Here is a 26,319-nt window from a genome sequence, read left to right on the forward strand (position 1 = left end):
TTGATGTCGAACACGCGAACCACGGCGGGGGAAACCGTCGTCCGGATGACGGGGATCACGATCAGCTTCCCCGGGGTCAAGGCCCTCGACGGGGTCGACCTCACCCTGCGCCGGGGTGAGGTGCACGCTCTCATGGGCGAGAACGGCGCCGGGAAGTCCACGCTCATCAAGGCGTTGACGGGGGTGAACCGCATCGACCACGGCGGGATGACGGTCGAGGGGCGCGACGTGCGCTTCACCGGTCCCAGCCAGGCCCAGACCGCCGGGATCGCCACCGTCTACCAGGAGGTGAACCTCTGCCCGAACCTCACGGTGGCCGAGAACGTCATGCTCGGCCACGAGATCCGGCGCGGTCCGTTCATCGACTGGGCGGCCACCCGCCGGGCCGCGCGTGGTTACCTGCAGCGGCTCAACCTCGACGTCGACGTCCGCTCCCAGCTCTCCGCGCACAGCATCGCCGTCCAGCAGTTGTGCGCCATCGCCCGGGCCCTGGTCGTGGACTCCAGGGTCCTCATCCTCGACGAGCCCACCTCCAGCCTGGACCGCGCGGAGGTCGCGGAACTGTTCCGCGTCATCCGTCAGCTGCGCGACGCGGGGGTCGCGATCCTCTTCGTCTCCCACTTCCTGGAGCAGGTGTACGACCTCTCCGACCGCATGACGGTGCTGCGCAACGGCCGTTTCGTCGGAGAGTTCCTCACCGCGGAACTGCCTCGGCGCGAACTGATCTCGCACATGATCGGCCGGTCGGGGGAGGCGCTGGCCGGCATCGAGGAACAGGCCCGCGCCGCCGTGACCACCCACTCCGCCCGCGAGACCCCGCTCATGACGGGCCTCGGGATCGGGCGCTCCGGCGTGGTGGAACCCTTCGACCTCGACCTCTACCCCGGGGAGATCGTGGGTTTCGCCGGTCTGCTGGGATCAGGCCGTTCCGAGGCGGCCCGGCTCCTGGTCGGAGCGGACCGCCCCGACCAGGGGACGCTCACGCTGGACGCCCGTCCCGTGAAGCTGCCCACCCCGCTGGCAGCCCTGCGCCGCCACATCGCCATGTCCAGCGAGGACCGCAAGAAGGAGGGGATCATCGGCGACCTCACGGTCCGGGAGAACATCGCACTGGCCCTGCAGGCCGGCCGCGGTACCTGGCGGCGCATCCCCGCGCGTGAACTCGACGAGATCGTCCAGAAGTACATGGTCGTCCTCAACATCAACCCGCCCAACCCCAACGCGCTCATCCGCAACCTCTCCGGGGGCAACCAGCAGAAGGTCCTGCTGGCGCGTTGGCTGGCCACCGCCCCCCGGCTGATGGTCCTGGACGAACCCACCCGGGGCATCGACATCGGGGCCAAGACCGAGATCCAGCGCCTCGTCGCCGACCTCGCCGCCGACGGGATGTCCATCGTCTTCATCTCCTCCGAACTGGAGGAGGTGCTGCGCCTGAGCCAGCGCATCGTCGTGATGCGCGACCGGCAGAAGATCGCCGAGATCACCAACGACGCCTCGGTCACCACCGACACCATCCTCGAAACCATCGCCGACACGGAGGTGAGGGCGTCGTGAGCGGCACCCCGAAGAACGCGAACCCGTCCGCGGTGCTGCAACGGGTCTCCCAGCACGGTCTGCTCTGGCCGGTCCTGGCCCTGGTCGTCCTGCTCCTGGCCTGCGGTCTGAAGAGCCCGGGGTTCCTCGACGTCGCCACCCGTGACGGCAACCTCTACGGCCAGCTCATCGACCTGCTGCGCAACAGCGCGACGCCCCTGCTGCTGGCGCTGGGCATGTGCCTGGTCATCGCCACCGGCGGCATCGACCTCTCGGTCGGAGCGGTCATGGCGATCTCGCTGGCCGTCTCCCTCACCTACCTCGCCGGAGCCTCCGACCCCGGTTCCCCCGGGACGGTCGTGATCGCGGTCGTGCTCGGTCTCGCGCTGGGTCTGGTGGTCGGCGCCTTCAACGGGTTCATGGTGACCTCGCTGGGGATCCAGCCCTTCATCGCGACGATGATCCTCATGGTCGCCGGGCGCGGCATCGCCATGCTCATCACCAAGGGGCAGATCACCACCGTCACCAGCGCGCCGTTCAAGTTCCTGGGTTCCGGCTTCGTCCTGGGCGTCCCCGTCCCCGTTCTCATCGCCGCCGTGGTCTTCGTCCTCGTCGCCCTCACCGTGCGCCGCACCGCGCTCGGCATGTTCCTGGAGTCCATCGGCATCAACCGCGAGGCCAGCCGGCTCGCCGGGGTGAAGGCCCGCTCGACGACCTGGACGGTCTACGTCCTGGCCGGGGTGCTCGCCGCTCTGGCCGGGATCGTCTACGGCGCACCGACGATGGCCGCCGACGCCAACAACATCGGGCTCCTCAAGGAACTCGACGCGATCATGGTGGTCGTCCTCGGCGGCACCCGGCTGGACGGTGGGCGTTTCCACCTCGGTGGTCTCGTCGTCGGCGCTCTGCTGCTCTCGACCCTGGAGCGCGCGGTCATCGTCTTCGAGCTCCCCAGCCAGACGACACCCCTGTTCAAGGCCCTCGTGCTCATCGCGGTCTGCGTCGCGGCGTCGCCGTACCTGCGGTCGCGTCTGCACCGGTCCGCACCCCGGCCCCAGCGATCGATCCCCACGGAGGTGGCGGCATGAGCACCGAACTGTCCCCTGCGCCCCCGAGCGCCACCCGCCGCCCGCGCGAGCACCGCGTCCGCCGGGTCCTGGACCGCCTCGACCGTCGGTTCCTCCCCGTCGTCGGCACGGTCCTGACCCTGGTCGTCATGCTCGGGGTGGGTCAGCAGCGGTACAGCACCGCACGCGCCGACTTCCTCAGCATGCGACTGCTCTCCAACCTGCTCCTGGACAACTCCTACCTCCTCGTCCTGGCCGTCGGCATGACCTTCGTCATCCTCGCGGGCGGGATCGACCTGTCCGTGGGGGCGGTGGTCGCTCTCGTCGGACTCATCACCGCCAAGTTGTTCACCGCCGGGGCGCCGTTGCCGGTGGTGCTGGTGGTGGGGGTCCTCATCGGAACCTGCTGCGGGCTCCTGATCGGGGTCATGGTCCAGGTCTTCGACATCCAGCCGTTCATCGCGTCGCTGGCCGTCATGTTCCTGGCCCGCGGCCTGGCCAACGTGGTCAGCACCAACTCCCTCGTCATCGACGACCCCTCCTTCTCCGCCCTGGCGTCGTGGAGCATCAAGTTCGGTGAGGGCCGGGGGACGTGGCGGATCAACGCCAGCATGGTGATCGCCGTCGCCGTGCTGCTGCTCGCGGTCTACGTCCTGCACTACACCCGCTTCGGGCGCAGCGTGTACGGCCTCGGTGCCGGGGACCGCGGCGTCGCGGTCGAACTCATGGGCCTGCGTCCGGCCCGTACCCGCATCGGGGTCTACGTCATCTCCGGAACCTGCGCGGGCATCGCGGGGATCCTCTTCGCCCTGTACACGAAGTCCGGGTTCAACCTCACCGGGATCGGCATGGAGCTCGACGCCATCGCCGCCGTCGTCATCGGCGGGACCCTGCTCTCGGGGGGTGTCGGGTTCGTCCTCGGCACCGGGGCCGGGGTTCTCGTCTACGGCCTGATCCAGGTCCTCATCGCCCGCGAGGGGCTGGACTCCTGGTACACCCGAGTCTTCATCGGCGCCGTGCTGCTGGCCTTCGTCGTCCTGCAGAAGGTCGTCACCGCGCGCCGGACCTGAGCGCGGCGGCCGCACCGTCGGCGGGCCGGCACGGCAGTGGTGGAGCGGCGGACCGAGACCGGTGCAGTCCGACGGCGAGCTCGTGAGGTGGCCGCTGCTGCGGCCGAGGCCACCGTCGTGAACGTCCTCCGAATCCGTGCTCCGAGGATCTTCGACCTCGTGGTCTCGGCCGCGTGTAGCAGATCGATGCTACGGTTGTCCCGTGAGGACGATCAGTCAGCGGGAGCTCCGCAACGACAGCGGGAAGATCCTCCGCGAGCTGCGCGACGGGGAGGAGTTCGAGGTCACCATCAACGGGGAGAGCTTCGGCATCCTGCGGATGACCCCACCCCCTGCCAGGCCCCAACGGTTCGTCAGCGCCGACGCCCTTCGAGCTCTGTACGCCGAGGCACCGTTGAGCACCGAACAGGTCGAAGCCTGGAAGCGGGACGTCCGCGACGTCGTCGACGACGAGCTCGACGACCCGTACCTCCGGGCCACCCTCCGCGGGGAACGGTGAACTCCGACGCAGCCGTTCTCATCGACACCAACGTGCTCATCGACGGGATCGTCGTCGACGGTGCCGCCATCTCCATCCTGACGATGTTCGAGCTGGCCGGAGGGATCAACAGCATCGCCGACCCGGCGGTGAGGGCGGCCCGCAAGCGGCGCTACGACGTCGCCGCCTCGGTCTTCGACCCCTTCCCGGTGTCCGGACGGGTTCTCGAGGCCTACCCCGACATCGACGCTGCCGTGGTGGCCATCGGTCGCAAGCCGAGGCCTCGGCGACTGGACTTGATGATCGCGGCGACCGCTCGAGCACACGAGCTTTCCCTGGTGACTTCCAACCTCGACGACTACCGAGGGCTGGAAGCGCTGCTCGACCTGCGAAGCCCTTGACGCGAGGCGGGTGAGTCGCCGAGAACCGCACGCGCGAACGCGAGGACCCTCCCGGTCAGGCCGCCCGCTCTCCGATCCGCGCGTGCCGCAACGACCGACGGGGCTCGCGCGGTGGGCCCTGACCTGGCGTCCAACGCCCGGCGGGAACGTGAGGTACGTCGGCACCGGTAGGCGCCGGGACGTCGGTTCCTCGACCTCTCGGCACGAGAGTGTCACCGACGTCCTGTGACAGGACACGTCGCTTGACGCAGGATGTCGTCTTCCTGGTCGAGCTGCTTCGCTCGTCCGCGCAGCTCACGGTTCTCCGCCTCGAGATCCACGCTGACCGCGGGGCGGAGTCGGACGCACCCTCGTCGTGATGGGCGGTCTCCGACCAGCGTCCGAGGCAGGACCCGGAGATGTCGACGTTGTGGGCGGTGTCAGCTCGGGAGGGGCTGCCGTGGCGGGCGACGGCGATCACGTCGCGGCAGAACTCCGCCGGAACGGCGCGGGCACGGGGTCATCGCTTCCGGGTCATCGCTTCCAGCGAGGACCATGGTCCTCGGAGGTCAGCAGCGAACCAGAGCGGTGCCAGACCCGGGGCGCCGCTCGGGTGGACTCCGTGCGGGTGCGCCCCGCGGGCGGCGGCGGAGCTGTTCCGGCCGTACCCCCCTGCCCTGTCCGTCGTGCCCGTCAGGTGGTCAGGCGGCTTGGACCTCGGCGGCGTAGATGAGGTCGGCGGTGTGGAGGAGGGGAGCGAGGTCGAGGTCGCAGGTGTTGCAGAGGTGGTGGATGTCGGTGAGCAGTTCGATGAGGGCCTGCTGCACGTCCTCGGCGTCGCTGGCACTGGCGCGGGTGTGGTGGTGGAGGGCCTGGGCGGCGTAACCGGCACGTTGTGCGTTGTTGTGGCGGGTCCGGGCAGCGCGGGTGGCGGGGTCTTCACCCTCGTGGTTGAGGACGACGACGTCAGCATCGCCATCAGCGCCTGCACGGGTGCTGGTGGGCTCGTGACTGGGGATCTGGGTCATGGCGGGTCCTTCGGTGTGGTCCTGGGATGGGAGGTGCCAGCGATCTGCGGACAGCCCTGCTGCTCAGGGCCCGTGCACGGCGTACGGCTGTGTCGGTGCGGCCCTCAGCGGAGCAGGTGCTCGAACTGAGTCGGGCCGGGTCTCAGCTGGTGAGGTGCCGATCGGGGTGGGTGACGATGAGGGTGAGGTGGGGGCTGCTCTCGTCGAGCCCGCCGGGAGCGGCGTCAGCCGGTGCGTCGGGGGTCGCGACGGCTCCGCGGCTGGACGCGTCCACCAGGTGGAGCCCGGGCCGGAGCTGGTCTGCCGGGGGTCGGGCCAGGGCGGCGAGGTGGCCACCCCCGATGGGTGAACCGGTCCCGGGGCCGGGGACGGGCTCGCTGACCACGGTGACCACCGGCGCAGCCGGCTGGGCGGTGACGGCGGCACTGCGTTGTGCGGCCTGCAGCTGATCGATGTGCTGCTGGATCTCCTGCAGCCGCTCGTCGTGGGAGTGGGGGCCCGTCGCAGCGGTGTGGCCGGCGAGGTAGCCGAGGAGCACGGCAGCCGGGACGGCGGCGAGCAGCAGGAGCACCCGTTCGCTGGGCTTGGCCGGGGCCAGGAGGGGAAGGAGGGTGAGGGTGGCGAAGGAGGTCAGGGCGACGGTGCCGGCGCGGCGCATGGTGGTGCGGGGCACGTCATCACTCCTGCCTGCTGCAGATGTCGGTTCACCGGTGTGTTCCTCGACCCAGGTGGCGACGACACCTCCGGTGGAGGCGACGTCGTCGGTCTACAACGTCATCGGGTCGAGGGGTTGTTCCGTTTCACTGCGGGTCCACCGTGTCGTCGTCCTGGAGTGAGCCTGCCACATCGACGCACCAACAGCCCAGGGGTGCAAGGCACGGTCAGGTTCCGGGCCCCGCCCGTCCCGGCCGGCCGCAGCGCCGTCGCGAGCACCGGGGAGTCCAGGCTCACCGTCGTCAACGGTGGGCGCGCTCGACGCCCCGGGGCGTCAGCCCGCGACGTCGAGCGTGAAACCCCTGCGGCGCAGACGATCCACGAGCGGGAGCCCGATGCCCGTGGCGGGGGTCAAGACCCCCGCGCGGGCGGGTAGGCGGTCGCCGTCGAGCGCGAGCGCCAGGGCGCTCTCGCCGAGCATGACCGCGGTCGCGGCGTAGCCCGGGTCGCCCTGGGCGGCGACGGTCACGGTGGCGCGGCGGCCGGACTGCGTGCGCGCGTCGAGGCGCAGGTGGAAGCGGCCCGTGCGGCGGGTGTGCTCGCTGGGGCCGGTGCCGGGGGAGGGCAGCAGACGGTCGAGCAGCGGCCGCAGGGGCTGGACGGCCAGCAGGCCGGTCAGCCCGGCCAGCACCCCCGTGACGGCGGTCGCCCGCAGGGCCGCGGTGCGCCCGGAGAACGCCATGACCTCCGCGTAGCGCAGGCGCGGGCCGTAGGCGTGGTCGAGGAGGGCGTTGCTGCGTCGTACCACCCGGGTGTTGTAGGAGGCCATGACGAAGGGGGCCACCCAGTCGCCCGTCGCCCCGCGTCGGTGGGGGCCGAACGCGTCGGGCTGGCGGCCCAGGTCGGGTTCGCTCGCGCGCTCGGGGCTCAGGGCGTACGGGTCGGCCACCAGCCGTCGGGCCTGCGGGTCGCGGCGCGCGGTGTCCAGCTGCAGGCGCAGCGAGTCGACCGTGCCGCCGCTGAAGCCGCCGCGCGCCGAGACGACCTCGAGCGTCGCGCTGGCGAGCGGTCCGGCGTCGTGGGTCCGTGCCCAGTCGTGGGCGAGCAGCACGGCCAGGTCGGAGGGGACGGAGTCGAAGCCGCAGGAGTGCACGATCCGGGCTCCGCTGGTGCGGGCCGTCTCGTGGGCGGTGTCGATGCTGCGGCGTGCGAACAGGACCTCGCCGGTCAGGTCGGCGTAGTGGGTGCCGGCGCGGGCGCACGCCTGCACGAGCGGCAGCCCGTGCCTCAGGTAGGGGCCGACGGTCGAGACCACGACGTGGGTCGACTCGGCGAGCGTGCGCAGGGACGCCTCGTCGGAGGCGTCGGCCACCACGAGCGGCCAGTTCGCGGCGGCGGGTCCCAGGTCGCGGGCCACGGCCGTCAGCCGTTCGCGCGAGCGGCCGGCCAGGGCGATCCGCGTCCCGGTGGGGGCGTGCGTGGCGAGGTGCGCCGCGGTGAGGCGCCCGACGAAGCCGGAGGCGCCGAAGAGCACGATGTCGATGTCGCGAGCCACGCCGTCACGCTAACCCGCCGGCCCCGGTCCTGGTCCCCTGCCCTCACCGCCGGGCTGTCGACCACGGCCATCGAGCAGGTCTCGGCAGGGCGGGACCGGCGGCTGCTGGATCCGGCCGGGGCGCCGTGGGAGTTTCCTCCACGAGGGGGAGTTTCCCAGCGCGGTGGTCGTCGTCGGACCCGTGAACCTGGTGCTGCTCGATCGTGCTTGCACCCTGGCGGAGATCAGCAGCAGGACCGGTGACCGTGGAACGAGCCGGGTCGGCCTCTGTGCGGGCGGAGTTCCTCCGATGGAAGATCGGTGTCAAGTGCATTGCAGCACAGAAGCTTGAGAACGACGCAGTGTTCTCCTCCCCGAAACCACCAGGAGGTTTCCGGGCCGGTCCACACCGGTCTGAACACCGACGTCGAACGTCGGGTCGCAGCGATCCTCCGGTGCCGGCGGACGAGGTCAGGAGGGAACTTCTCCCGGCTGATCCGCCTGCCGGAGTTCTGCGGGTCGTGGAACGACGGCCGCAGCCCGTCCTGCCCGTTCGGCGAGGCGGGTGAAGGCGTCCCGCAACTCCTGGGGTTCGACGACCTCGACGTCCTCGTCCAGACGGGCCAGAGAGGCCGCCAGCCCGGTCCAGGACCAGGATCCCAGCACGAGACGACAGCGTCGCGGACCGATGCTCTCGAGGGTTCCGTCCCCGACGAACGGTGACAGCTCAGCGGCGGACGCGTGCACGACGACCACCCCCGTGCACGGCCACGCGTCGCCCGCGGGCGAACCCTTGAACCGGCCCGCGACGAAGGCAGCCGCGTCACCACCGGGGATCTCGCGCGGGGTGAAGCGGGCCCCGCCGGGTACCCGCAGTCGCACCCGGTCGACGCGGTAGGTCCGCCAGTCCTCCTTCCGGGGTTCCCAGGCGAGCAGGTACCAGCGGCCGGCGCGCAGGACCAGCCGGTGGGGGTGGACCTCCCGGACCGCCGCCGGTCCGGTCGGGGGGACGGTGTCGTGCTCGTCCGCCGGGGGCACGCCGTAGTCGAAGCGCAGCCCTTCGCTGCGCTGCGCGGCCTGGGCGATGGCGAGCAGCACGTCGACGTCGACCTGCTCGCCACCTCCTCCCGCGGTCCGCTCCACCACGACCGGGCGGAACCCCTCGACGCGTCGGGTGAGGTGGGAGGGGAGGACCTGCGAGACGGTGCCGAGCGCTCGGGCGGCGGCTTCCGCGATCCCGGCACCGGTGACGACGGCGAGTTGCAGGGCCACCGTCAGGGCGACGGCCTGCTCGTCGTCGAACAGCAACGGCGGCAGTCGGGCACCGGCCTCCAGCCGGTACCCGCCGTCGGGTCCCTTGACCGCGTTGATCGGGTAGCCGAGTTCCCGCAGACGGTCCACGTCACGGCGGACGGTCCGCTCGCTGATGTCCAGCCTCCGGGCCAGCACGGACCCGGGCCAGTCGCGTCGTGACTGCAGCAGGGACAGCAGCGACAGGAGGCGCGAGGACGTGGCGGAGGCGGGAAGAGCCATGGCGACAGCGTGCCCTCTCGGTGGTCAGCGGGTGTCCGCACGTCCGGACGACCTCGAGGCGCCGCCCCACGACCGGGGCTCACTCGGCCGGGGACCAGGGGACGATCACGTCGATGATCCAGGTGACCCCGAACTGGTCGGTGAGCTTGCCGTAGAGCGGGCTGAAGATCGACGGGCCCAGTTCCACCTCGACGTCGACGGCGCTGGGGCGCATGCCGTTCCAGTACCGGGTGATCTCCTCGGCGTCGGTGCTGCGCAGGGACAGGTAGTAGGGGTTCCGGCCCTGGTCGTAGGGCTTGGACCCCTGCACGTCGTAGGCCATGACGTGGAACCCGCTGGGCGAGACCACCTGACCCCAGGCGATCTGCTCGGCCTGGTCCGGTTCCTGGCCGGCGGGGGCGCTGCCGTAGGGGATGGCGACGACGTCGCCACCGAACACGGACCGGTAGAACTCCAGGGCCTGCTTGGCGTTGCCGCGCAGGTTGACGTGCAGGGTGCTGGTGACGCTCACGGTGGTCCTCCTCCGACCTGAGCGGGCCGTCCGCTCGGGTGTGGAAGAACCATCTCGGGAGAAGAGGTCAGGGGCTGTCCTGCGCCAGTGCGCAGTTCTCCGCGGTTCCGCCGTTCGGGGAGCGGTGCGCGCGCAGACGACCGGGACCCCGCGCGAGGGTTCGTACAGGTGTTCGAAGCTGTGCGATGCTCGCGGGGTGTCCGGGGGTCAGTCGCGCAGGAACGGGCAGCGCCCGCTCTACGAGCTGGTGCGCGAACACCAGGCCCGTCGCGAGGCCGGGGAGCGCCCCGCCGTCCGGCACTGCTGGGTGCGACCGGCCGACGGCGGGGCGGAGCCGTGGCCGGGGATCGTCGTCGCCTGGTCGAGGGGACCCCGGGGGTGGCGTGGCCGGGTGGTCTACGTCGTGCCGGGTCCGGAACCCGTCGTCGTCGAGGCGTGGGTCGAGGCGGTGAACCTGCGTGCGGCCGGAGCCGGCGGTGACCCTAGCGCTGGATGATCGCGTCGGCCTCGACCTCGACCAGCAGGTCCGGTTCGATGAGCGCGCGGACCTCGACCATCGTCGTGGCCGGCCGCACGTGGCCGAAGAACTCGGCGTGGACGCGTCCGACCTCCTCCCAGCGGGAGATGTCGGTGACGAACATCCGGGTGCGCACGACGTCCTCCAGGGTCGCGCCGGCCTCGATCAGCGCCGCGCGGATCCGCGTCAGGCAGGTGCGGGTCTGCTCGCCGACGTCGTCGCCCCCGACGGGACCGTCCGGGGTCGCGGCGGTGGTGCCCGAGACGCTCACGTGGTCGCCGACGCGCAGCGCCCGCGAGTAGCCCACGATCGGCTCCCAGGTCCCGCCGCTGGAGATCGACTGTCGAGTGCTCACGGGGAGACTGTGCCACCAGGGCCCGGCCGGTAGCGTCCGCACCATGGTGCCCGCCCCCTGGCTCGTCCTCATCGACCTGCAACGCATCTTCGGCGCCCCGGAGAGCCCGTGGGCCGCGCCCCGGTTCGACGCTGCCGCGCGCGTCTGCGCGGAACTCCTCGAGCGCTACGCGCCGCGGGTCGTGCTCACCCGGTTCGTCGCCCCGGCGCAACCGCGGGGGGCGTGGAAGCCCTACTACGAACAGTTCCCCTTCGCCCTCGTCCCCGACGAGGACCCGCTCTACGCCCTCGTCGACGGGTTCTCCGGGCGCGGGATGCCCGTCCTGACCCGCACCACGTTCGGCAAGTGGGGTCCGGAACTCGCGCAGATCGTCGGGGACGCCCCCGTCGTGGTCGGCGGGGTGTCCACCGACTGCTGCGTCCTGTCGACGGTCCTGGCCGCGGCCGACGACGGAGTTCCCGTGACGGTGGTCGCCGACGCCTGCGCCGGCGCGAGCGACGTCGACCACGAGCGGGCGCTCGACGCCCTGCGCCTCTACGCGCCCCTTGTCTCGGTCGTGACCTCGCGCGACCTCTGACCCGCCTGCGCGGCGGGTCGCCGCACCCTCGGCCGGTCCCGGGTGCGGGCGACGAGTTCACCCATCGCGGCCCCCGCGGTGGTGTCGTCGCCGGCGGCGACGGCGCGGGCCAGCGTCGTGTGGAGTTCCACGTCGCGGGCGACCGGGGCGATCTCGGCGCGTTCCTCGAGGGCTTGCGAGACCACCGCACCCAACCGGACGAACATCGCGTTCCCGGAGGCCTCCAGCACGGCGGAGTGCAGTTCCTCGTCGGCGGCCAGGAAGCGGGTGGGGTCGGCCAGGACGTCCGGGTCCTCCAGAGCCGTTGCCGCGTCGAGCAGGCGCTGGGCCATCCCCGAGCGGGAGATCCGCCGGGCGGCGGCCACCGCGGCGGCGGGTTCCACGGCCGCCCGCAGTTCCCGCAGTTCCTCCAGCTGCGCGTCGCGGTCCGGGCCCTGCAGTCGCCACCGGATGACTTCGGGGTCCAGCAGGTTCCACGCCGGGCGCGGACGCACCACGAGCCCGACGCGCGGCGACGCCGTCAGCATCCCGAGGGCGGCCAGGACCCGGGTCGCCTCGCGGACGATGCTGCGGGAGGTCAGGGTCCGCGCGGTCAGCGTCTCCACCGACGTGGTGTGGCCCGGTGGGAACTCCCCGGCCACGACGGCCCGGCCGAGGTCGTCGAGCACGCGGCGGAACGCGGGACTGCGGCTGCTCACGCCTGGGAGACGGGGGAGACGACCAGTTCGTCGATGCGCACGTGGGCGGGGGAGTCCAGGACGAACTGCACCGTCCGGGCGACGTCCTCCGGGGTCAGCATCCGGGCCCGGGCGGCGGCGTCGGGAACGTTCGGGCGCTGGTCGAGGAAGTCGGTCGCGACGTCACCGGGGCAGAGGTGCGTCGCGCGGACCCCGGACGCCGCCTCGTGGGCGTTCAACGTGCGGACCAGGGAACCCAGGGCGGTCTTGCTCGCCGAGTACGCCACCCCGGCACCGGGGTGGAACGACCAGCCCGCGTAGGACGAGATCACCACCACGACGCCACCGGTCTTCCGCAGGTCCGGCAGGGCCGCGTCGACCGTGGTCGCGACCGCACCCAGGTTCGTCGCCACGACGTCGTGGAAGGTCGAGATCTCCTGGTCGTCCCAGCGACGCTTCGGGGTGTTCACGCCGGCGGCGAGGACGACGCCGTCGAGGTGATCGAACTCGGCCACGATCCGGGCCCGGGCCGCGGCGACCGCCGCGCCGTCCTGGACGTCGAGGGGCAGCGCGAACGCGGTCCCGCCGGACCTCGAGATGGTGGAGGCGGTGTCCTGCAGCAGTTCCGCCCGACGACCGCTGAGGGCGACCGTCCACCCCGCAGCGGCGGCGGACAGAGCGACGGCCCGTCCCATGCCCGATCCGGCACCGGTGATCCAGAGTACTCGTTGCACGTGGGGCCTCCTCGACCGTAGGTTCTCCGACGACAATAGTATGTCCAATGGGAGGAGAACCCCGTGCACCTCGACGTCGCAGGCCGGGTGGTCGTCGTCACCGGAGCAGGACGGGGGATCGGGCACACCCTCGCCCGCCGCTTCGTCGCGGAGGGCGCGCAGGTCGTCGGTCTCGACCGCGCCTTCGAACCCCAGGACGGGGTGACCGAGATCGTCTGCGACGTGACCGACCCCGCCTCCGTGACCGCCGCGGTCGAGGAGGTCGTGCGCCGTTCCGGGACGATCGACGTCCTCGTGAACAACGCCGGGATCAACGTCGACGGCCGGGTCGCGGACCTCACCTGGGACGGTTGGCGGCGCTGCTTCGACGTCAACGTCGGCGGGGTGTTCCTCGTCAGCCAGGCGGTCGCCGAGGTCATGAAACGCGCCGGGAAGGGGCGGATCATCAACGCCGCCTCCTTCGCGGCCATCGTGCCGAGCGTCGGCAGTGCCGCCTACGCGGCGTCCAAGGCGGCCGTCGTGCAGTTCACCCGCGTCCTGGCCTCAGAACTCGGGCCGTGGAACATCACCGTGAACGCCTACGCACCGGGGATGATCCCGACCGCGATGAACGGTTTCGCCGAACTCCCGCCCGAGAAGGCCGACGAACTGCTCGACACGTTGTCCCTGCGCCGCTGGGAGAGCGCCGACGACGTCGCCGACCTGCTCGTCTTCCTCGCCAGCGACGCGGCCGGATACATCACCGGCACCCTCGTCGACGTCTCCGGGGGAAAGCTCGCCACCCAGATTCCGCGACGGGCCTACGAGGGTCTCTGACGACCGGGCGCCGGGGGGCCCGGGTGGAGACCGTCTCCACCCGGGTTCCACCCCGGATCGGTTCGGCGGTGGACGACGTGGGGCGCCCCGCCGGGCGAACCTCGAGGTGTTGCAGGAAACACCGACGAACACCCCACGGAAGGCCGGACCATGTCTCTCACCACCGCCCTCGTCATCGCCCTCGTCATGATCGTCTCGACGCTCCTCTTCGACCGCGGCGTCCGCCCGGTGGGCCGGGGGCGGGTGCTGCGCCCCCTGCTCGTGGGCGTCCCGATCGCCCTGTTCTTCACGGCACACCTCGTCACCGGTGGCACCGGACTCGCCGTCGAGGCGGCCGGCGCGGTCCTCGGTCTCCTCGTGGGGACCGGCGCTGCACTGCTCGCCCGGGTCGGCCGGGACGAGACGACCGGGCAGGCCGTCACCCGCGCCGGTACCGCCTACTTCGCCTTCTGGATCGCCGCCTGCGCCGCCCGCTTCGCCTTCAGCTACGGCGCGCAGCACTGGTTCGGGCAGGACATGGGCACCTGGCTCTACGGGCACGGTGTCGCGCTGGACGACATCACCGCCGTCATCACCAACGGGATCGTCTTCTCGGTGCTGGGGATGCTCCTCGGCCGTGCCGCCGGGATGCTGGTCCGCGCCGGCACCGTCACCCGCGAGGCCACGGTGCTCGGTTCCCGCACCCCCGCGCTCTGATCCGCCCGACCCCTCCCCGGAGGGGCGGGCGGGGTGGTGGGCAGCCGTCTGGGATCGTTGCCGGATGCCGAGCCGCGAGGTCCCCTGGCGTTCGCTCGCGGCGATCTACGCCCCGGCTGCGTTGTTCAGCACCAGTCAGGGGGCCGTCCTCCCCGTCCTGCCCCTCACCGCCCGCGACCTCGGCGCCTCCGTCGCGGTGTCGGCCTTCCTCGTCGCGCTCCTCGGGGTCGGACAGGTCGCGGGGGCGCTGCCGGCCGGGGCGTTGGTCGCCCGGTCCGGGGAACGGAGCGCGATGCTGCTGGCCGCTCTCGTCTCCGCCGCCGCGCTCACCGGGGCGGTGTTCGCCCCCGGTGAGGCCGTGCTCGCGCTCTGCGTCCTCGCCCTCGGGTTGGCCGCCGCCGTCTGGAGCCTCGCCCGGCAGTCCTTCCTGACCGCGGCCGCGCCCGTCCACCTGCGGGCGCGGGCGTTGTCGACGCTCGGCGGGGTGGGCCGGATCGGGACCTTCGTCGGACCGTTCCTCGGCGCCGGTGGGAGCGCGCTGTTCGGGCTCCGGGGTTCCTACGTCGTCGCCGGCATCGCCGTCCTGCTGGCCGCCGGAGTCGTCCTGCTGCTGCCGGACCCGGAACTCCAGGATTCCCAGCACGGACCGGCCCCGACGCTGCGCGAGGTCCTGCGTTCCCACGCAAGGGTCCTCGCCACCCTCGGCGTCGCGGCGCTCGCCGTCCAGGCCGTGCGCCAGTCGCGCCAGACCGTGCTGCCCCTGTGGTGCGACCACATCGGCCTCGACGCCACCACGACCAGCCTCGTCGCGGGAGTGTCCGGTGCCGTCGACATGCTGCTCTTCTACCCGGCGGGTTCGGTGATGGACCGCTTCGGCCGGGCGGCCGTGGGAGTTCCCTCGATGCTCGTCCTCGCGCTCGGGCACGTGCTGCTCCCGTTCACGCACACCGCCTGGACGGTGGCCCTGGTCGGGGTGGTCCTCGGCTTCGGCAACGGCATGGGCGCCGGGTTGGTGATGACGCTGGGCGCCGACGCGGCCCCTCCGGGGGGACGGGCCGTGTTCCTCGGGGCCTGGCGACTGGTGACCGACGCGGGTGCCGCCTCCGGCCCGTTGCTGGTAGGGGTCCTGGCCGGTGCGGGGAGCCTCGTCGTGGCGACCGGAGGCGTTGCGGTGCTGGCGGTCGGGGCCGCCGCCGGGTTGTTCAGGTTCGTGCCGCGACACCGACCCGGGCCGTGAGTTCCCCGGTCGTGGCGAGTCGCCGCCGAACCCCGGTCCGGGTGGGTCGGCCACCACCCGGGGGTTGCGGCGTCAGCGGATCCCGACGGAGCGGAGGTGCCGGGCGAGCTCGCCGGCGTGCCGGGTGAGGATCTCCGCGACCCGCTCGATCTCCTCCTCCGTCGCGATCTCGGCGGGCAGGCTGCAGCTGATCGCGTCGGTCGCGGGGATGCGGTACTCGACGCGGACCCCGACGCAGACCGTCCCGGGCAGGTTCTGCCCCCGTTCCACGGCCCAACCGCGACCGCGGACGGCGGCGAGTTCCTCGTCGAGCGCGGCCCGGCTCGACACCGTGTCCGGGGTGAGCGGGGGCAGGACGTCGCCGGGGAGCAGGGCGTCGAGTTCCGCGGCGCTCCGTTCGGCGAGCAGCGCCTTGCCCAGCGACGTCGCGTAGGCGGGCAGGAAACGGCCCACCCGGGAGTGTCCGCGGTGGGCGTCGGCGGCCTCGCGGGTCGCGAGGTACACGACGCTGCCCCCCTCGAGACGCGCGATGTGGGTCGTGCACCGGCTCTCGTCCCGGACGGCCTCGATGGCGGCGATGGCCGGTGGCAGCGCCGGGTCGCGGTCCAGGTAGGCGGTGCCGGTCAGCAGGGCCTGCGCGCCGATCCCGTACCCGCCCGTCCCCGTCGCGCCCCCCGTGGGTGTCTCGATCCAGTCGAGGTCGACGAGCGTCCGCAGCAGCGCGTGCAGGCTGGAGCGCGGGTAGCCCGTGCGTTCCTGCAGCTGCGCGACGGTCAGCACGTACGGCGGTTCGGCGAGGGCCTGCAGGATCCGGACCGTCCGCTCGGCGGACTTCACCGGCCCGCGCCCTGCGTCGGACTCCTGCTGTTCGGCCTCGGTGTCCTGCGTCGTCACCGGTCCCACCTCCAGACCGCGAGTCTAGAGGGGTGGCAGCCGGCGGTCCGGGAGGACCGCCGGCTGCTCGGCGTTCACCAGCGTGGACGGGGACCAGGTACGGGGCGGACGGTGGGGCCGGGTTCGCGTGACCGGTGGACAGGTGCCACCCCGGGAGTTCCACCGCGTCGGACGTGACCGCCCCGCTCGCCCCTCCAGACGCCCGACCCCACCGCACGACGTGTCTACCCCACATCGTGATCACGGCAAACCTCAGCGCTCGGCGCGGAGCTTCCCCACCAGTTCGTCGAGGACGCGGACGGAGTCGGTGTGCGGGACCTGGCAGGTCCCCGCCGCCAGGTGACCGCCGCCCCCGTACTCCAGGCACACGGCGCCGACGTCGACGGGGGAGGTGCGGTCGACGATCGACTTGCCGATCGCGAAGACGGTGTTCATCTTCGCCTTGCCCCACAGCACGTGCATCGAGACCCGCGCCTGCGGGTACATCGCGTAGACGAAGAACCGGTTCCCGGCGTGGATCGTCTCCTCCTCGCGCAGGTCCAGGACGGCGACGTCGCCGTGCAGGGTCGTGACGCGTTCCAGCTGGGCCTCGAACAGCTCGGCCTGGGCGTGGAACAGCTCGACCCGCTCCGCGACGTCGGGCAGCGCGAGGATCTCCTCGACGTCCTGGTACTCGATGCAGATGTCGATGAGCTGCATCATCAACTGGTAGTTGGAGATCCGGAAGTCGCGGAAACGGCCCAGACCGGTGCGCGAGTCCATGAGGAAGTTCAGCAGGGTCCAGCCGGTCGGCTGGAGGATCTCCTCGACGGAGTACTGCGCCGAGTCGGCCTGGTCGACGGCGCGCATCAACTCGTCCGAGATCTTCGGGAAGCGGTCCGCGCCGCCGTAGTGGTCGAAGACCACCCGGGCCGCCGACGGTGCGTCCGCGTCGATGACGTGGTTGGCGCGTTCGCCGTTGCGCAGCGTCTCGGAGTGGTGGTGGTCGAACACCAGGTGCGCGCGCGGGTCGTAGGGCAGGTTCGTGAGGATGTCCCGGCTCGAGATCTCGACGACCCCGTCCTGCACGTCCTTGGGGTGCACGAAGGTGATCTCGTCGACGAGGTCGAGCTGGCGCAGCAGGACGGCGCAGACCAGCCCGTCGAAGTCGCTGCGGGTCACGAGGCGGAAGGTGTCGCTCACGGTTCAGTGATCGGCTGCCCCGGGGCCGGGCTTGACCCCTCGTCGGGACGGATCGCGGACCGCCCGGCCACCCACCGGCGGCTTGACGGTCCGGGAGGGCTCGCCCACACTGCCGGAGCCCTGTCGTGAATCGTGTCAACGAGTCCGGTCACCGTCGACCGCTCCTCCGGAGGAACCCGCGTGAGTGAACGAGCCTGCTTCCTGCTGCACCTGCGGCCGGAGACGTTGCCGGAGTACCTGGAGGTCCACCGCGAGGTGTGGCCGGAGGTGCTCGAGGCGTTGACCCGGACCGGGTGGCGCAACTACTCCCTCTTCCTCCGCGAGGCCGACGGCCTGGTCGTGGGGTACTGCGAGACCGACGACTTCGCGGCGACGACGGCGGCGATGGACCGCGAGGACGTGTCGGCCCGCTGGGAGCAGGCGATGGGGAGGTACTTCCAGCCCAGCGCCGCGGCCACCGGGGAGGACCGGCCCCGGGAGCGGCTCGTGGAGTACTTCCACCTGGACTGACCCGCGGAGGACGAGGAGCGCGCCACGCCCGCGGTCCTGTGCCGAGCGCCGGCCGCGGAGGTGACATCCTGCCCGGATGGCGACGGTCAAGGAGGTCGCCCGGCGCGCCGGGGTGTCGCTGGGGACGGTGAGCAACGTCCTCAACCGACCCGAGGTCGTCTCCGAGGGACTCCGCACCCGGGTCCTCGACGCGATCGCCGAACTCGGTTTCGTCCGCAACGAGTCCGCCCGCCAGCTGCGGGCCGGGGTCAGCCGGACGATCGCGATGGTCGTGCTCGACGTCGCCAACCCCTTCTTCACCGACGTCATCGCCGGCGCCGAGGAGCTCGCCGAACGGCACGACTCGCTGGTCGTCATGTGCAACAGCGCGAACTCCGCCGACCGGGAGGCGCGTCACCTGCGCCGCCTCGACCAGCAGCGGGTGCTCGGGGTGCTGCTGACCCCCGTCCACGACGCACCGAGCGCAGCTCTCTCGGAGGTCCGTGACCACGGCACGCCCGTCGTGCTCGTCGACCGGGGGGCCGCCAGCTCGGGACAGTCCTCGGTGGCCGTCGACGACGTCCTCGGCGGGCGGCTCGCGGGGGAGCACCTCGTCGGTGCGGGGCACCGCCACATCGCCTACGTGGGGGTCGCGACACCGCTGCGCCAGGTCGAGGAACGACTGCGCGGGGTGCGGGAGGCCGTCGGTGCGGCGGGGATCGTCGAGGTCGTCAACGCCACGGGGCTCTCGGTCCGGGCGGGTTCGCAGGCCGCCGCGCAGATCCTCGCCTCCCCGCCCGGGGAACGGGCCACCGCCGTGTTCTGCACCAACGACCTGATGGCCCTCGGGGTCCTCAACGAGTGCGTGCGGCGGGGAGTCCGGGTTCCCGACGAACTCGCCCTCGTGGGCTACGACGACATCGGTTTCGCGGCGACCGCCAGCGTTCCGCTGACCTCGGTGCGCCAACCCCGGGAACTCCTCGGACGCACGGCCGTGGAACTGCTGCTGGCCCAGGTGGAAGGTCGGCCGGCCCAGCAGATCGTCTTCGAGCCGGAACTCGTCGTGCGGCGCTCGACGGCTCGACGCGTCACCCCCTGAGTTCCTCCCCCTGATCTCCCCGGTTCCCACTGCGACCGTCCGTGCGGCAGGGTTGGGGCGTGCGCATCGCCCTGGCTCAGATCTCCAGCTCCGCCGATCCCGCCGCGAACCTCGAACTGGTCCGCGAGGAGGTGGCGGCCGCCGCGTCGGCCGGCGCCCGGTTGCTCGTCCTCCCGGAGGCGACGATGTGCCGGTTCGGGGTTCCGCTGGCGCCGGTGGCCCAGCCCGCCGACGGACCGTGGGCGAGCGCGTTGACGGAGCTCGCCGACGCGGCCGGCCTCACCGTCGTCGCGGGTGGTTTCACCCCCGGTTCGCGGGGGCGGGTGCGCAACACCCTCTTCGCCCGGGGCGGCGGGATCCACGCCGACTACGACAAGGTCCACCTCTACGACGCGTTCGGCTTCGCCGAGTCCGACAGCGTCGAACCGGGGGCGGAACCCGTCCTGCTCGACGTCGACGGGGTCGGCGTCGGGCTGACCACCTGCTACGACCTGCGCTTCCCGGGGTTGTTCACGCACCTCGCCGGGTCCGGGGCCCGGATCGTCGTGGTCTCGGCCTCCTGGGGGGCCGGGCCCGGCAAGGTCGAGCAGTGGCGACTGCTCGCCCGCGCCCGGGCGCTCGACTCGACCTCCTTCGTGGTGGCCTGCGGGCAGGCGCTGGCCACCGAGGACCACGGCGGGGCGCCGACCGGTGTGGGGCACAGCGTCGTCGTCTCCCCGGACGGTGAGCTCCTCGCCGAGCTCGGGGAGGAACCGGGTCGCCTCGTCGTCGACCTCGATCCAGCGCTCGCCGACGACGTCCGCGCGGTCCTCCCGGTCCTGCTCAACCGACGGTTCTGATCGCCCGGCCCGGACGGCGGGCCAGGACGGCGAGGCCGACGGCGATCACCGGCAGGGCGGCGACGGGCGCGGTGAACCGGTGTGCGGGGACCTTGTCCACCGTTCGGGAAACCGCTTACCATCCGCAACGGCAGCGTGGCCGGAGATCGCGTGCTCCGCCTCGCTGCGCCTGGTCCGAGTCCGCGCTCCACCCCGGAGGTCCCGTGTCCGTCGTCGCCCCCACCCGTCGCAGCCTCCTCGCCGTCGGCCTCGCCGCGCCCGTCGCCCTGCTCGCACCGGCCCGCGCCGCCCAGGCCGCGCCGTCAGCGTCCCCGTCCGCGTTCGTCGACAGCTACCGCACCAACGTCCCGGAGAACACGACCGCCGCCACGAACGCCGCGGTGCGGATCCTCTCCGACCTGGGCCGGTACTGGCGGACGGGCCCGACGTGGGACACCGGCCGGGTCCTCGACCCCGCGGTGCTGCGCCGCAACGTCCGCTACTGCGCCCGCACCACGGCCTCGCGCACCGCCGAGCAGGCGGCGGAGGCCTTCGTCGCCGACCGGCAGGACCAGAGCTACGCCCTCATCGCGGCCCTCGGTCCACTGGCCGAGTCGTACCTGGCCGGCAGCCTCGCGGTCACGAGCATCACCGCCGCGCCGGCGACCACCCCGCCCACGAAGGTCGAGGACGAGGTCCCCGAGGGTGCTCCGGCAGGAGCGGCGACCGGGGCCGGCTCGCCCGACTCCGACCTCGGCGACGTCGTCCGGCTCGTCCAGACCGTCCGCGGGCCGTTCGCCTCGGGCAACCCCAGCAAGAACGCCCTGCAGTACCCGCGGCCGTGGCGGCTGGCCCCCGACAGCACCGTGCGGCCCACGGGCCGCACCGACGCCCTCGGCTACCCCGTGTATCGCTCGGACGTGGCCGTCGTGCCGACGCTCCTGCGGCAGCGCTCGAGCACCCCCGAGACCGACGGCGGTTTCCCCAGCGGGCACACGAACGCCTTCCACCTCGCCGCCCTCGCCTTCGCCCACGCCGTGCCGGAGCGCTACCAGGCGCTCGTCGCCCGGGCGGTCGAGCGCTCGCACCTGCGGATCGTCGCGGGCATGCACTCACCGCTGGACGTGCTCGGTGGGCGGGTGCTCGCCACCGCCCTGGCCGCCGCGACCCTGGCCGATCCCGCGAACGCGGCGCTGAAGCGGGCGGCCCGTGCGAGCGCGCTGGCCCACTTCGAGGACGCCACCGGCCGGGACGCGACCGGGCTGGTGGAGTTCGCCGTCTCCGACCGCGACGCCGTGCGCGCCCAGGTGCTGGACCACCTGACCCTCGGCTTCCCGCGCACCGGTCGCCACCGCGCGATGGTCGTGCCGAAGGGCGCCGAGCTGCTCCTGGAGACCCGCCACCCGTACCTGGACGCCGCCCAGCGCCGTGAGGTGCTGCGCACGACCGCACTGCCCGCGGGCTACCCCGTCCTGGACGGCCCGGAACTCTGGGGACGGTTGAACCTCTTCGACGCCGCCGACGGCTACGGCCGCTTCGACACGACCGTCGACGTGGTGCTCGACGCCGCGGCCGGCGGGTTCTGCGCCACCGACGCGTGGCGCAACGACGTCGACGGTGCGGGTGGGCTCGTCAAGCGCGGGTCCGGCCGCCTGGCCCTCACGGGCCGCAACACCTTCCGCGGCGGTGTGCGCGTCGAGGCGGGCACGCTGCTCGCGGGGTCCGCGACGGCCCTGGGGTGCGGCGACGTCGACCTGCGCGGGGGCACGCTGACGCTCACGACCGAGCTGCGACTGGCCGGCGACCTCATGCAGGCGGCCGGCGCTGTCCTGCACGTGCCGGTCGGGGGCCACCGGGCTCCGCTGACGGTCTCCGGGACGGCGACGCTCGCGCCCGGCAGCCGCCTCGAGGTCGACCTGGGCGAGGACTGCCGGGTGGGAGAGGTTCGGCCCGTGCTGGCCGCCCGTTCGGTGCGCGGCGGGTTCGGTGCGGTGTCGGTGCTCGGGGGCGGCCGGGCGGAACTGGTGGCGACCCGCCAGGGCGTCGGCGTGCGGCGGCTCGCGGGCTGAGCTCCCGCGCTGCGGCGGGCGCTGGGGAGGCCGGCTGGATCCGTGCCGCGATCGTCGTGGGCGGCTCCAGAACCGCTCGAGCAGGCGTTCACCGCCATCAGGCCACCCCCACATCTGGGGCGGAAAGGGTTCGGGGCCCCCAGGTGTTGTGGATGAGTGTGTGGACGTCATGGGGACGGAGGTGTGGACGCCTGTGGAGGACACGCCGACGCAGATCGACACGCCGGTCACGCTGCGTACATCTCTACTGACGACGAGTGCCCGCCAGGCGGGTGACGCAGGGGTAGAAGCGCAGGTCAGAGGCTTGCGACGGTCGGTGGCCGTCCGCTCCGGCCGATGGGGTGAATAACATCCTTGTCACACACCATCTTGTGGTGGTTTGCCATCCGGCCCCCTAGGGGTAGTGTCTGAGAGACCCCAGCAGCACGGGACGCGTCGTCCAGCCGACACGGATTCCACGCTCCACCTGGTGCCGATCAGCTGGACCCGCACGACACCACCCGAGGGAAGGACCACCCCGATGACCACCACCGTCTACAGCACGCCGTCTTGCGTGCAGTGCAAGGCCACCTACCGCGCGCTCGACCGCAAGGGCATCGCCTACGAGGTCGTCGACGTGACGCAGGACGCCGATGCGCTGGCGCTGGTGCGCTCCCTCGGGTACGTCCAGGCGCCCGTCGTCGTGGCCGGCGAGGACCACTGGTCGGGCTTCCGTCCCGACCGCATCGACGCTCTGGCTCGCGCCACCGCCTCGGTCTGAGCACGTCCGGAGGAACGGCCGTGAAGCCCGGCGTCGTCTACTTCTCGAGCGTCTCAGGCAACACGCACCGCTTCGTCGACAAGCTCCAGCTGGAGCGGCCGGCCCTGCGGATCCCGCTGCACTCGCGTGACGAACCCCTCGTCGTCACCGACCCCTACGTCCTCATCCTCCCCACCTACGGTGGCGGCGGTGGGGTGGGAGCGGTCCCCAAGCAGGTCATCCGCTTCCTCAACGACCCCGTGAACCGTGGCCTCGTCCGAGGCGTGATCGGCGCGGGCAACACCAACTTCGGGGAGCACTACGCCGCTGCCGGTGACGTCGTCGCCGTCAAGTGCAAGGTGCCCCACCTGTACCGCTTCGAACTCTTCGGGACTCCCGACGACGTGCGCCGTGTGCGCGACGGATTGGACTCGCTGTGACCCTCACCTCCGACGCCCCCGAGCTGGAGACCGTTCCCGCTCCCACCTCCCCCGGGTACCACACGCTCAACGCGATGCTGAACCTCTGGGACGAGGACGGGAAGATCCAGTTCGAGGCCGACGTCGAGGCGGCGCGGCAGTACTTCCTGCAGCACGTCAACCCGCGCACCCGGAAGTTCCCGACCTTCGAGGCGCGTCTCGCGCACATGGTCGACAACGGCTACTACGAGCAGCACGTGCTCGACCAGTACTCCCCGGAGTTCGTGCGGTCGCTGACCGACCACGCGCACGCCGCGAAGTTCCGGTTCGCCACCTTCCTCGGGGCCTTCAAGTACTACACGAGCTACGCGCTCAAGAGCTTCGACGGCAAGGAGTACCTCGAGAACTTCGAGGACCGCGCCGTCATGACCGCCCTCACCCTCGCCGTCGGTGACGAGGCGCTGGCCACCGCGATCGTCGACGAGGTCATCGCGGGCCGCTTCCAGCCCGCCACCCCGACGTTCCTCAACGCCGGCAAGTCCTCCCGCGGCGAGCTCGTCTCGTGCTTCCTGCTGCGCATCGAGGACGACATGGAGTCGATCGGCCGCAGCATCAACTCCGCCCTGCAGCTGTCCAAGCGCGGGGGTGGCGTCGCCCTGCTGCTGAGCAACATCCGCGAGTACGGCGCGCCGATCAAGCGCATCGAGAACCAGTCCTCCGGGGTCATCCCCGTGATGAAGCTCCTCGAGGACTCCTTCTCCTACGCCAACCAGCTCGGTGCGCGTCAGGGCGCGGGTGCGGTGTACCTCTCCGCGCACCACCCGGACATCCTGCGGTTCCTCGACACCAAGCGCGAGAACGCCGACGAGAAGATCCGCATCAAGACCCTGAGCCTCGGGGTCGTCGTCCCGGACATCACGTTCGAGCTCGCGAAGAACAACGAGCCGATGCACCTGTTCTCGCCGTACGACGTGGAGCGCGTGTACGGCAAGCCCTTCGGTGACGTCCCCGTCAGCGAGAACTACCGCGAGATGGTCGCCGACGACCGCATCCGCAAGACGCAGATCAACGCCCGCGAGTTCTTCCAGACCCTCGCGGAACTGCAGTTCGAGTCGGGCTACCCCTACATCGTGTTCGAGGACACGGTGAACAAGGCCAACCCGATCGCCGGCCGCATCAACATGTCGAACCTCTGCTCCGAGATCCTCCAGGTCAACACACCCAGCACGCTGGCCGAGGACCTGACCTACGCCGAGATCGGCAAGGACATCTCCTGCAACCTGGGCTCGCTGAACATCGCCCTGGCCATGGACGGCGGGAACCTCGGCCGCTCGGTCGAGACGGCCGTCCGTGCGCTGACCGCCGTGTCGATCGCCAGCGACATCCAGTCGGTGCCCTCGATCGCGTACGGCAACTCGAAGTCGCACGCCATCGGCCTCGGCCAGATGAACCTGCACGGCTACCTCGCCCGCGAGCGCGTCCACTACGGCAGCGAGGAGGGTCTGGACTTCACCAACGTGTACTTCGCGGCGGTGCTGTTCCACGCCCTGCGCGCCAGCAACCGGATCGCTATCGAACGCGGCGAGACCTTCGAGGGCTTCGAGAACTCGAAGTACGCCGACGGCACCTTCTTCGACACGTACCTCGAGACCGACTTCCTGCCGGCCACCGAGCGCGTCGCGGAGCTGTTCTCCCGGGCGGGCATCGCGCTGCCGACCCGGGCGGAGTGGGCCGAGCTGAAGGCCTCGGTCGTCGAGCACGGCATCTTCAACCAGAACCTCCAGGCCGTGCCGCCGACGGGTTCGATCAGCTACATCAACAACTCGACCTCCTCGATCCACCCGATCGCCTCCAAGATCGAGATCCGCAAGGAGGGCAAGCTCGGCCGCGTGTACTACCCGGCGCCGTTCATGACGAACGACAACCTGGAGTACTACGCCGACGCCTACGAGATCGGCCCCGAGAAGATCATCGACACCTACGCCGCGGCGACGCAGCACGTCGACCAGGGTCTGTCCCTGACGCTGTTCTTCAAGGACACCGCCAGCACCCGTGACATCAACCGTGCTCAGATCTACGCGTGGCGCAAGGGCATCAAGACGATCTACTACATCCGGATCCGGCAGATGGCCCTCGAGGGCACCGAGGTCGAGGGCTGCGTCAGCTGCATGCTCTGAGCAGCTGCAGCCGCGAGAAGAGGGAACGATGGAAAAGCTGAAGCTCGTCGACCGCGTCAACGCGATCAACTGGAACCGCCTCCAGGACGACAAGGACCTGGAGATCTGGAACCGCCTCACGAGCAACTTCTGGTTGCCGGAGAAGGTCCCGTTGTCCAACGACGTCCAGTCGTGGCAGAACCTCAGCCCCGAGGAGCGCACGCTGACGCTGCGCGTCTTCACCGGTCTGACCCTGCTGGACACGATCCAGGGCACCGTCGGGGCGGTCTCGCTGATCCCCGACTCCCTCACCCCGCACGAGGAAGCCGTCTACACGAACATCTCGTTCATGGAGTCGGTCCACGCGCGCAGCTACTCCTCGATCTTCTCGACGCTGGCCACCACCCGCGAGATCGACGAGGCGTTCGGCTGGTCCGAGGACAACGAGGCGTTGCAGCGCAAGGCCTCCATCGTCATGGAGTACTACCGCGGTGAGGACCCGCTGAAGCGGAAGGTCGCCTCCACCCTGCTGGAGTCCTTCCTCTTCTACTCGGGCTTCTTCCTGCCGATGCACTTCTCGTCCCGAGCGCAGCTGACCAACACCGCCGACCTCATCCGGTTGATCATCCGGGACGAGGCCGTGCACGGGTACTACATCGGCTACAAGTTCCAGCGCGGTCTGGAACTTGTCGACCAGGCCAAGCGGGACGAGATCAAGGACTACGCCTTCGAGCTGCTCTACGAGCTCTACGACAACGAGTGCAAGTACACCGCCGACCTCTACGACGGTGTCGGCCTCACCGAGGACGTCAAGACGTTCCTGCACTACAACGCCAACAAGGCGCTGATGAACCTCGGCTACGAGGGGATGTTCCCCTCCGACATGACGAAGGTCGACCCGTCGATCCTTTCGGCCCTGTCGCCCAACGCCGACGAGAACCACGACTTCTTCTCGGGTTCCGGTTCCAGCTACGTCATCGGCAAGGCCGTCGCCACCGAGGACGCCGACTGGGAGTTCTGACCTCCTCACACCCCTGACCCCGCGGTGGTCGAGCAC

The 26,319-nt window shown here is 71.4% G+C and carries 27 protein-coding genes and 1 pseudogene; 18 read left to right on the forward strand and 10 right to left on the reverse strand.

The genetic code is table 11. The annotated features are described in order from the left end of the window. Window positions 1–3 precede the first annotated feature (3 nt). From SJY07_RS17390 to SJY07_RS17410, 5 genes and pseudogenes are all read left to right on the forward strand, one after another. Window positions 4–1,554, forward strand: a complete 1,551-nt coding sequence (locus tag SJY07_RS17390; protein ID WP_328292971.1) for a sugar ABC transporter ATP-binding protein — start codon at window positions 4–6, stop codon at window positions 1,552–1,554. Then, window positions 1,551–2,621 carry an ABC transporter permease gene (locus tag SJY07_RS17395; RefSeq protein WP_380160800.1) on the forward strand — a complete coding sequence of 357 codons (1,071 nt, stop codon included), beginning with the start codon at window positions 1,551–1,553 and terminating at the stop codon, window positions 2,619–2,621. Before SJY07_RS17390 ends, SJY07_RS17395 begins: the two co-directional genes overlap by 4 nt. Then, window positions 2,618–3,670, forward strand: coding sequence for an ABC transporter permease (locus SJY07_RS17400; RefSeq protein ID WP_328292969.1), 1,053 nt, complete (start codon window positions 2,618–2,620; stop codon window positions 3,668–3,670). Before SJY07_RS17395 ends, SJY07_RS17400 begins: the two co-directional genes overlap by 4 nt. A 202-nt stretch (window positions 3,671–3,872) precedes the next feature. Further along, window positions 3,873–4,169: a type II toxin-antitoxin system Phd/YefM family antitoxin gene (locus SJY07_RS17405; protein WP_380160802.1), complete on the forward strand. Its 297-nt coding sequence runs from the start codon at window positions 3,873–3,875 to the stop codon at window positions 4,167–4,169. Window positions 4,170–4,204: 35 nt separating this feature from the next. After that, a pseudogene (locus SJY07_RS17410) lies at window positions 4,205–4,549 on the forward strand (PIN domain-containing protein); the annotation flags it as partial. A gap of 680 nt (window positions 4,550–5,229) precedes the next feature. On the opposite strand, the gene SJY07_RS17415 reads toward SJY07_RS17410, so the two are convergent. The 5 genes from SJY07_RS17415 to SJY07_RS17435 form a co-directional block, all read right to left on the reverse strand. Beyond that, window positions 5,230–5,556 carry a hypothetical protein gene (locus SJY07_RS17415; protein WP_328292966.1) on the reverse strand — a complete coding sequence of 109 codons (327 nt, stop codon included), beginning with the start codon at window positions 5,554–5,556 and terminating at the stop codon, window positions 5,230–5,232. Between the two features lie 142 nt (window positions 5,557–5,698). Continuing rightward, window positions 5,699–6,229 carry a hypothetical protein gene (locus SJY07_RS17420; RefSeq protein ID WP_328292965.1) on the reverse strand — a complete coding sequence of 177 codons (531 nt, stop codon included), beginning with the start codon at window positions 6,227–6,229 and terminating at the stop codon, window positions 5,699–5,701. 315 nt (window positions 6,230–6,544) lie between these two features. After that, window positions 6,545–7,765, reverse strand: coding sequence for a saccharopine dehydrogenase family protein (locus tag SJY07_RS17425; RefSeq protein ID WP_380160804.1), 1,221 nt, complete (start codon window positions 7,763–7,765; stop codon window positions 6,545–6,547). A gap of 450 nt (window positions 7,766–8,215) precedes the next feature. Next, a complete protein-coding gene (locus SJY07_RS17430) occupies window positions 8,216–9,277 on the reverse strand; it encodes a helix-turn-helix transcriptional regulator (RefSeq protein WP_380160806.1) in 1,062 nt (353 codons plus the stop codon). A 79-nt stretch (window positions 9,278–9,356) separates the two neighbouring features. Further along, on the reverse strand, window positions 9,357–9,788 hold the full coding sequence (locus tag SJY07_RS17435) for a VOC family protein (RefSeq protein ID WP_328292962.1): 432 nt from the start codon (window positions 9,786–9,788) through the stop codon (window positions 9,357–9,359). A 196-nt stretch (window positions 9,789–9,984) separates the two neighbouring features. Here SJY07_RS17435 and SJY07_RS17440 point away from each other — a divergent pair, with 196 nt between their 5' ends. Continuing rightward, entirely contained in the window at window positions 9,985–10,284 is a 300-nt protein-coding gene (locus SJY07_RS17440; RefSeq protein ID WP_328292961.1) for a hypothetical protein, read from the forward strand. Here the strand turns inward: SJY07_RS17440 and SJY07_RS17445 are convergent. Continuing rightward, a complete protein-coding gene (locus SJY07_RS17445; protein WP_380160809.1) occupies window positions 10,271–10,705 on the reverse strand; it encodes a RidA family protein in 435 nt (144 codons plus the stop codon). The two genes, SJY07_RS17440 and SJY07_RS17445, sit on opposite strands and share 14 nt — an antisense overlap. Between SJY07_RS17445 and SJY07_RS17450 the strand changes: the two genes are divergently transcribed. Next, window positions 10,704–11,237 (forward strand): cysteine hydrolase, encoded by a 534-nt coding sequence (locus SJY07_RS17450; protein ID WP_328292959.1) that lies wholly within the window; start codon window positions 10,704–10,706, stop codon window positions 11,235–11,237. The two genes, SJY07_RS17445 and SJY07_RS17450, sit on opposite strands and share 2 nt — an antisense overlap. On the opposite strand, the gene SJY07_RS17455 is transcribed toward SJY07_RS17450, so the two are convergent. Both SJY07_RS17455 and SJY07_RS17460 read right to left on the reverse strand, forming a co-directional pair. Then, window positions 11,195–11,935, reverse strand: coding sequence for a FadR/GntR family transcriptional regulator (locus SJY07_RS17455; RefSeq protein WP_380160811.1), 741 nt, complete (start codon window positions 11,933–11,935; stop codon window positions 11,195–11,197). The two genes, SJY07_RS17450 and SJY07_RS17455, sit on opposite strands and share 43 nt — an antisense overlap. Continuing rightward, window positions 11,932–12,648 carry an SDR family oxidoreductase gene (locus SJY07_RS17460; protein ID WP_380160813.1) on the reverse strand — a complete coding sequence of 239 codons (717 nt, stop codon included), beginning with the start codon at window positions 12,646–12,648 and terminating at the stop codon, window positions 11,932–11,934. Before SJY07_RS17460 ends, SJY07_RS17455 begins: the two co-directional genes overlap by 4 nt. Before the next feature lie 63 nt (window positions 12,649–12,711). Here SJY07_RS17460 and SJY07_RS17465 point away from each other — a divergent pair, with 63 nt between their 5' ends. The 3 genes from SJY07_RS17465 (at window position 12,712) to SJY07_RS17475 (ending at window position 15,397) form a co-directional block, all read left to right on the forward strand. Beyond that, window positions 12,712–13,464, forward strand: coding sequence for an SDR family NAD(P)-dependent oxidoreductase (locus SJY07_RS17465; RefSeq protein WP_328292956.1), 753 nt, complete (start codon window positions 12,712–12,714; stop codon window positions 13,462–13,464). 150 nt (window positions 13,465–13,614) lie between these two features. Continuing rightward, a complete protein-coding gene (locus SJY07_RS17470; RefSeq protein ID WP_380160815.1) occupies window positions 13,615–14,160 on the forward strand; it encodes a hypothetical protein in 546 nt (181 codons plus the stop codon). Window positions 14,161–14,224: 64 nt separating this feature from the next. Then, complete coding sequence (locus SJY07_RS17475) at window positions 14,225–15,397, forward strand: MFS transporter (RefSeq protein WP_380160817.1); 1,173 nt, start codon at window positions 14,225–14,227, stop codon at window positions 15,395–15,397. Window positions 15,398–15,469: 72 nt separating this feature from the next. On the opposite strand, the gene SJY07_RS17480 is transcribed toward SJY07_RS17475, so the two are convergent. Then, window positions 15,470–16,291: an IclR family transcriptional regulator gene (locus SJY07_RS17480; RefSeq protein ID WP_328292953.1), complete on the reverse strand. Its 822-nt coding sequence runs from the start codon at window positions 16,289–16,291 to the stop codon at window positions 15,470–15,472. A 252-nt stretch (window positions 16,292–16,543) separates the two neighbouring features. Continuing rightward, window positions 16,544–17,473: an exopolyphosphatase gene (locus SJY07_RS17485; protein WP_328292952.1), complete on the reverse strand. Its 930-nt coding sequence runs from the start codon at window positions 17,471–17,473 to the stop codon at window positions 16,544–16,546. Window positions 17,474–17,653: 180 nt separating this feature from the next. Here SJY07_RS17485 and SJY07_RS17490 point away from each other — a divergent pair, with 180 nt between their 5' ends. The 8 genes from SJY07_RS17490 (at window position 17,654) to nrdF (ending at window position 26,283) form a co-directional block, all read left to right on the forward strand. After that, window positions 17,654–17,983 (forward strand): L-rhamnose mutarotase, encoded by a 330-nt coding sequence (locus SJY07_RS17490; protein WP_328292951.1) that lies wholly within the window; start codon window positions 17,654–17,656, stop codon window positions 17,981–17,983. A gap of 76 nt (window positions 17,984–18,059) precedes the next feature. Further along, the gene (locus SJY07_RS17495; protein ID WP_380160820.1) at window positions 18,060–19,061 is read left to right on the forward strand and encodes a LacI family DNA-binding transcriptional regulator; all 1,002 of its coding nucleotides are present in this window, start codon (window positions 18,060–18,062) and stop codon (window positions 19,059–19,061) included. A gap of 59 nt (window positions 19,062–19,120) precedes the next feature. Next, window positions 19,121–19,900 carry a carbon-nitrogen hydrolase family protein gene (locus tag SJY07_RS17500; protein ID WP_380160822.1) on the forward strand — a complete coding sequence of 260 codons (780 nt, stop codon included), beginning with the start codon at window positions 19,121–19,123 and terminating at the stop codon, window positions 19,898–19,900. A 203-nt stretch (window positions 19,901–20,103) separates the two neighbouring features. After that, window positions 20,104–21,948, forward strand: coding sequence for a phosphatase PAP2 family protein (locus tag SJY07_RS17505; RefSeq protein ID WP_380160823.1), 1,845 nt, complete (start codon window positions 20,104–20,106; stop codon window positions 21,946–21,948). 520 nt (window positions 21,949–22,468) lie between these two features. Further along, window positions 22,469–22,708 carry a glutaredoxin-like protein NrdH gene (gene nrdH, locus SJY07_RS17510; protein WP_328292947.1) on the forward strand — a complete coding sequence of 80 codons (240 nt, stop codon included), beginning with the start codon at window positions 22,469–22,471 and terminating at the stop codon, window positions 22,706–22,708. 20 nt (window positions 22,709–22,728) lie between these two features. After that, window positions 22,729–23,127, forward strand: coding sequence for a class Ib ribonucleoside-diphosphate reductase assembly flavoprotein NrdI (gene nrdI, locus SJY07_RS17515; RefSeq protein ID WP_328292946.1), 399 nt, complete (start codon window positions 22,729–22,731; stop codon window positions 23,125–23,127). Continuing rightward, window positions 23,124–25,283, forward strand: coding sequence for a class 1b ribonucleoside-diphosphate reductase subunit alpha (gene nrdE, locus SJY07_RS17520; RefSeq protein ID WP_328292945.1), 2,160 nt, complete (start codon window positions 23,124–23,126; stop codon window positions 25,281–25,283). The genes nrdI and nrdE overlap by 4 nt, the downstream gene beginning before the upstream one ends. Before the next feature lie 28 nt (window positions 25,284–25,311). Next, the gene (nrdF, locus tag SJY07_RS17525) at window positions 25,312–26,283 is read left to right on the forward strand and encodes a class 1b ribonucleoside-diphosphate reductase subunit beta (RefSeq protein WP_380160827.1); all 972 of its coding nucleotides are present in this window, start codon (window positions 25,312–25,314) and stop codon (window positions 26,281–26,283) included. Window positions 26,284–26,319: the final 36 nt, after the last annotated feature.

The sequence above is a fragment of the Kineococcus sp. R86509 genome, assembly GCF_042466365.1.
Classification (GTDB): domain Bacteria; phylum Actinomycetota; class Actinomycetes; order Actinomycetales; family Kineococcaceae; genus Kineococcus.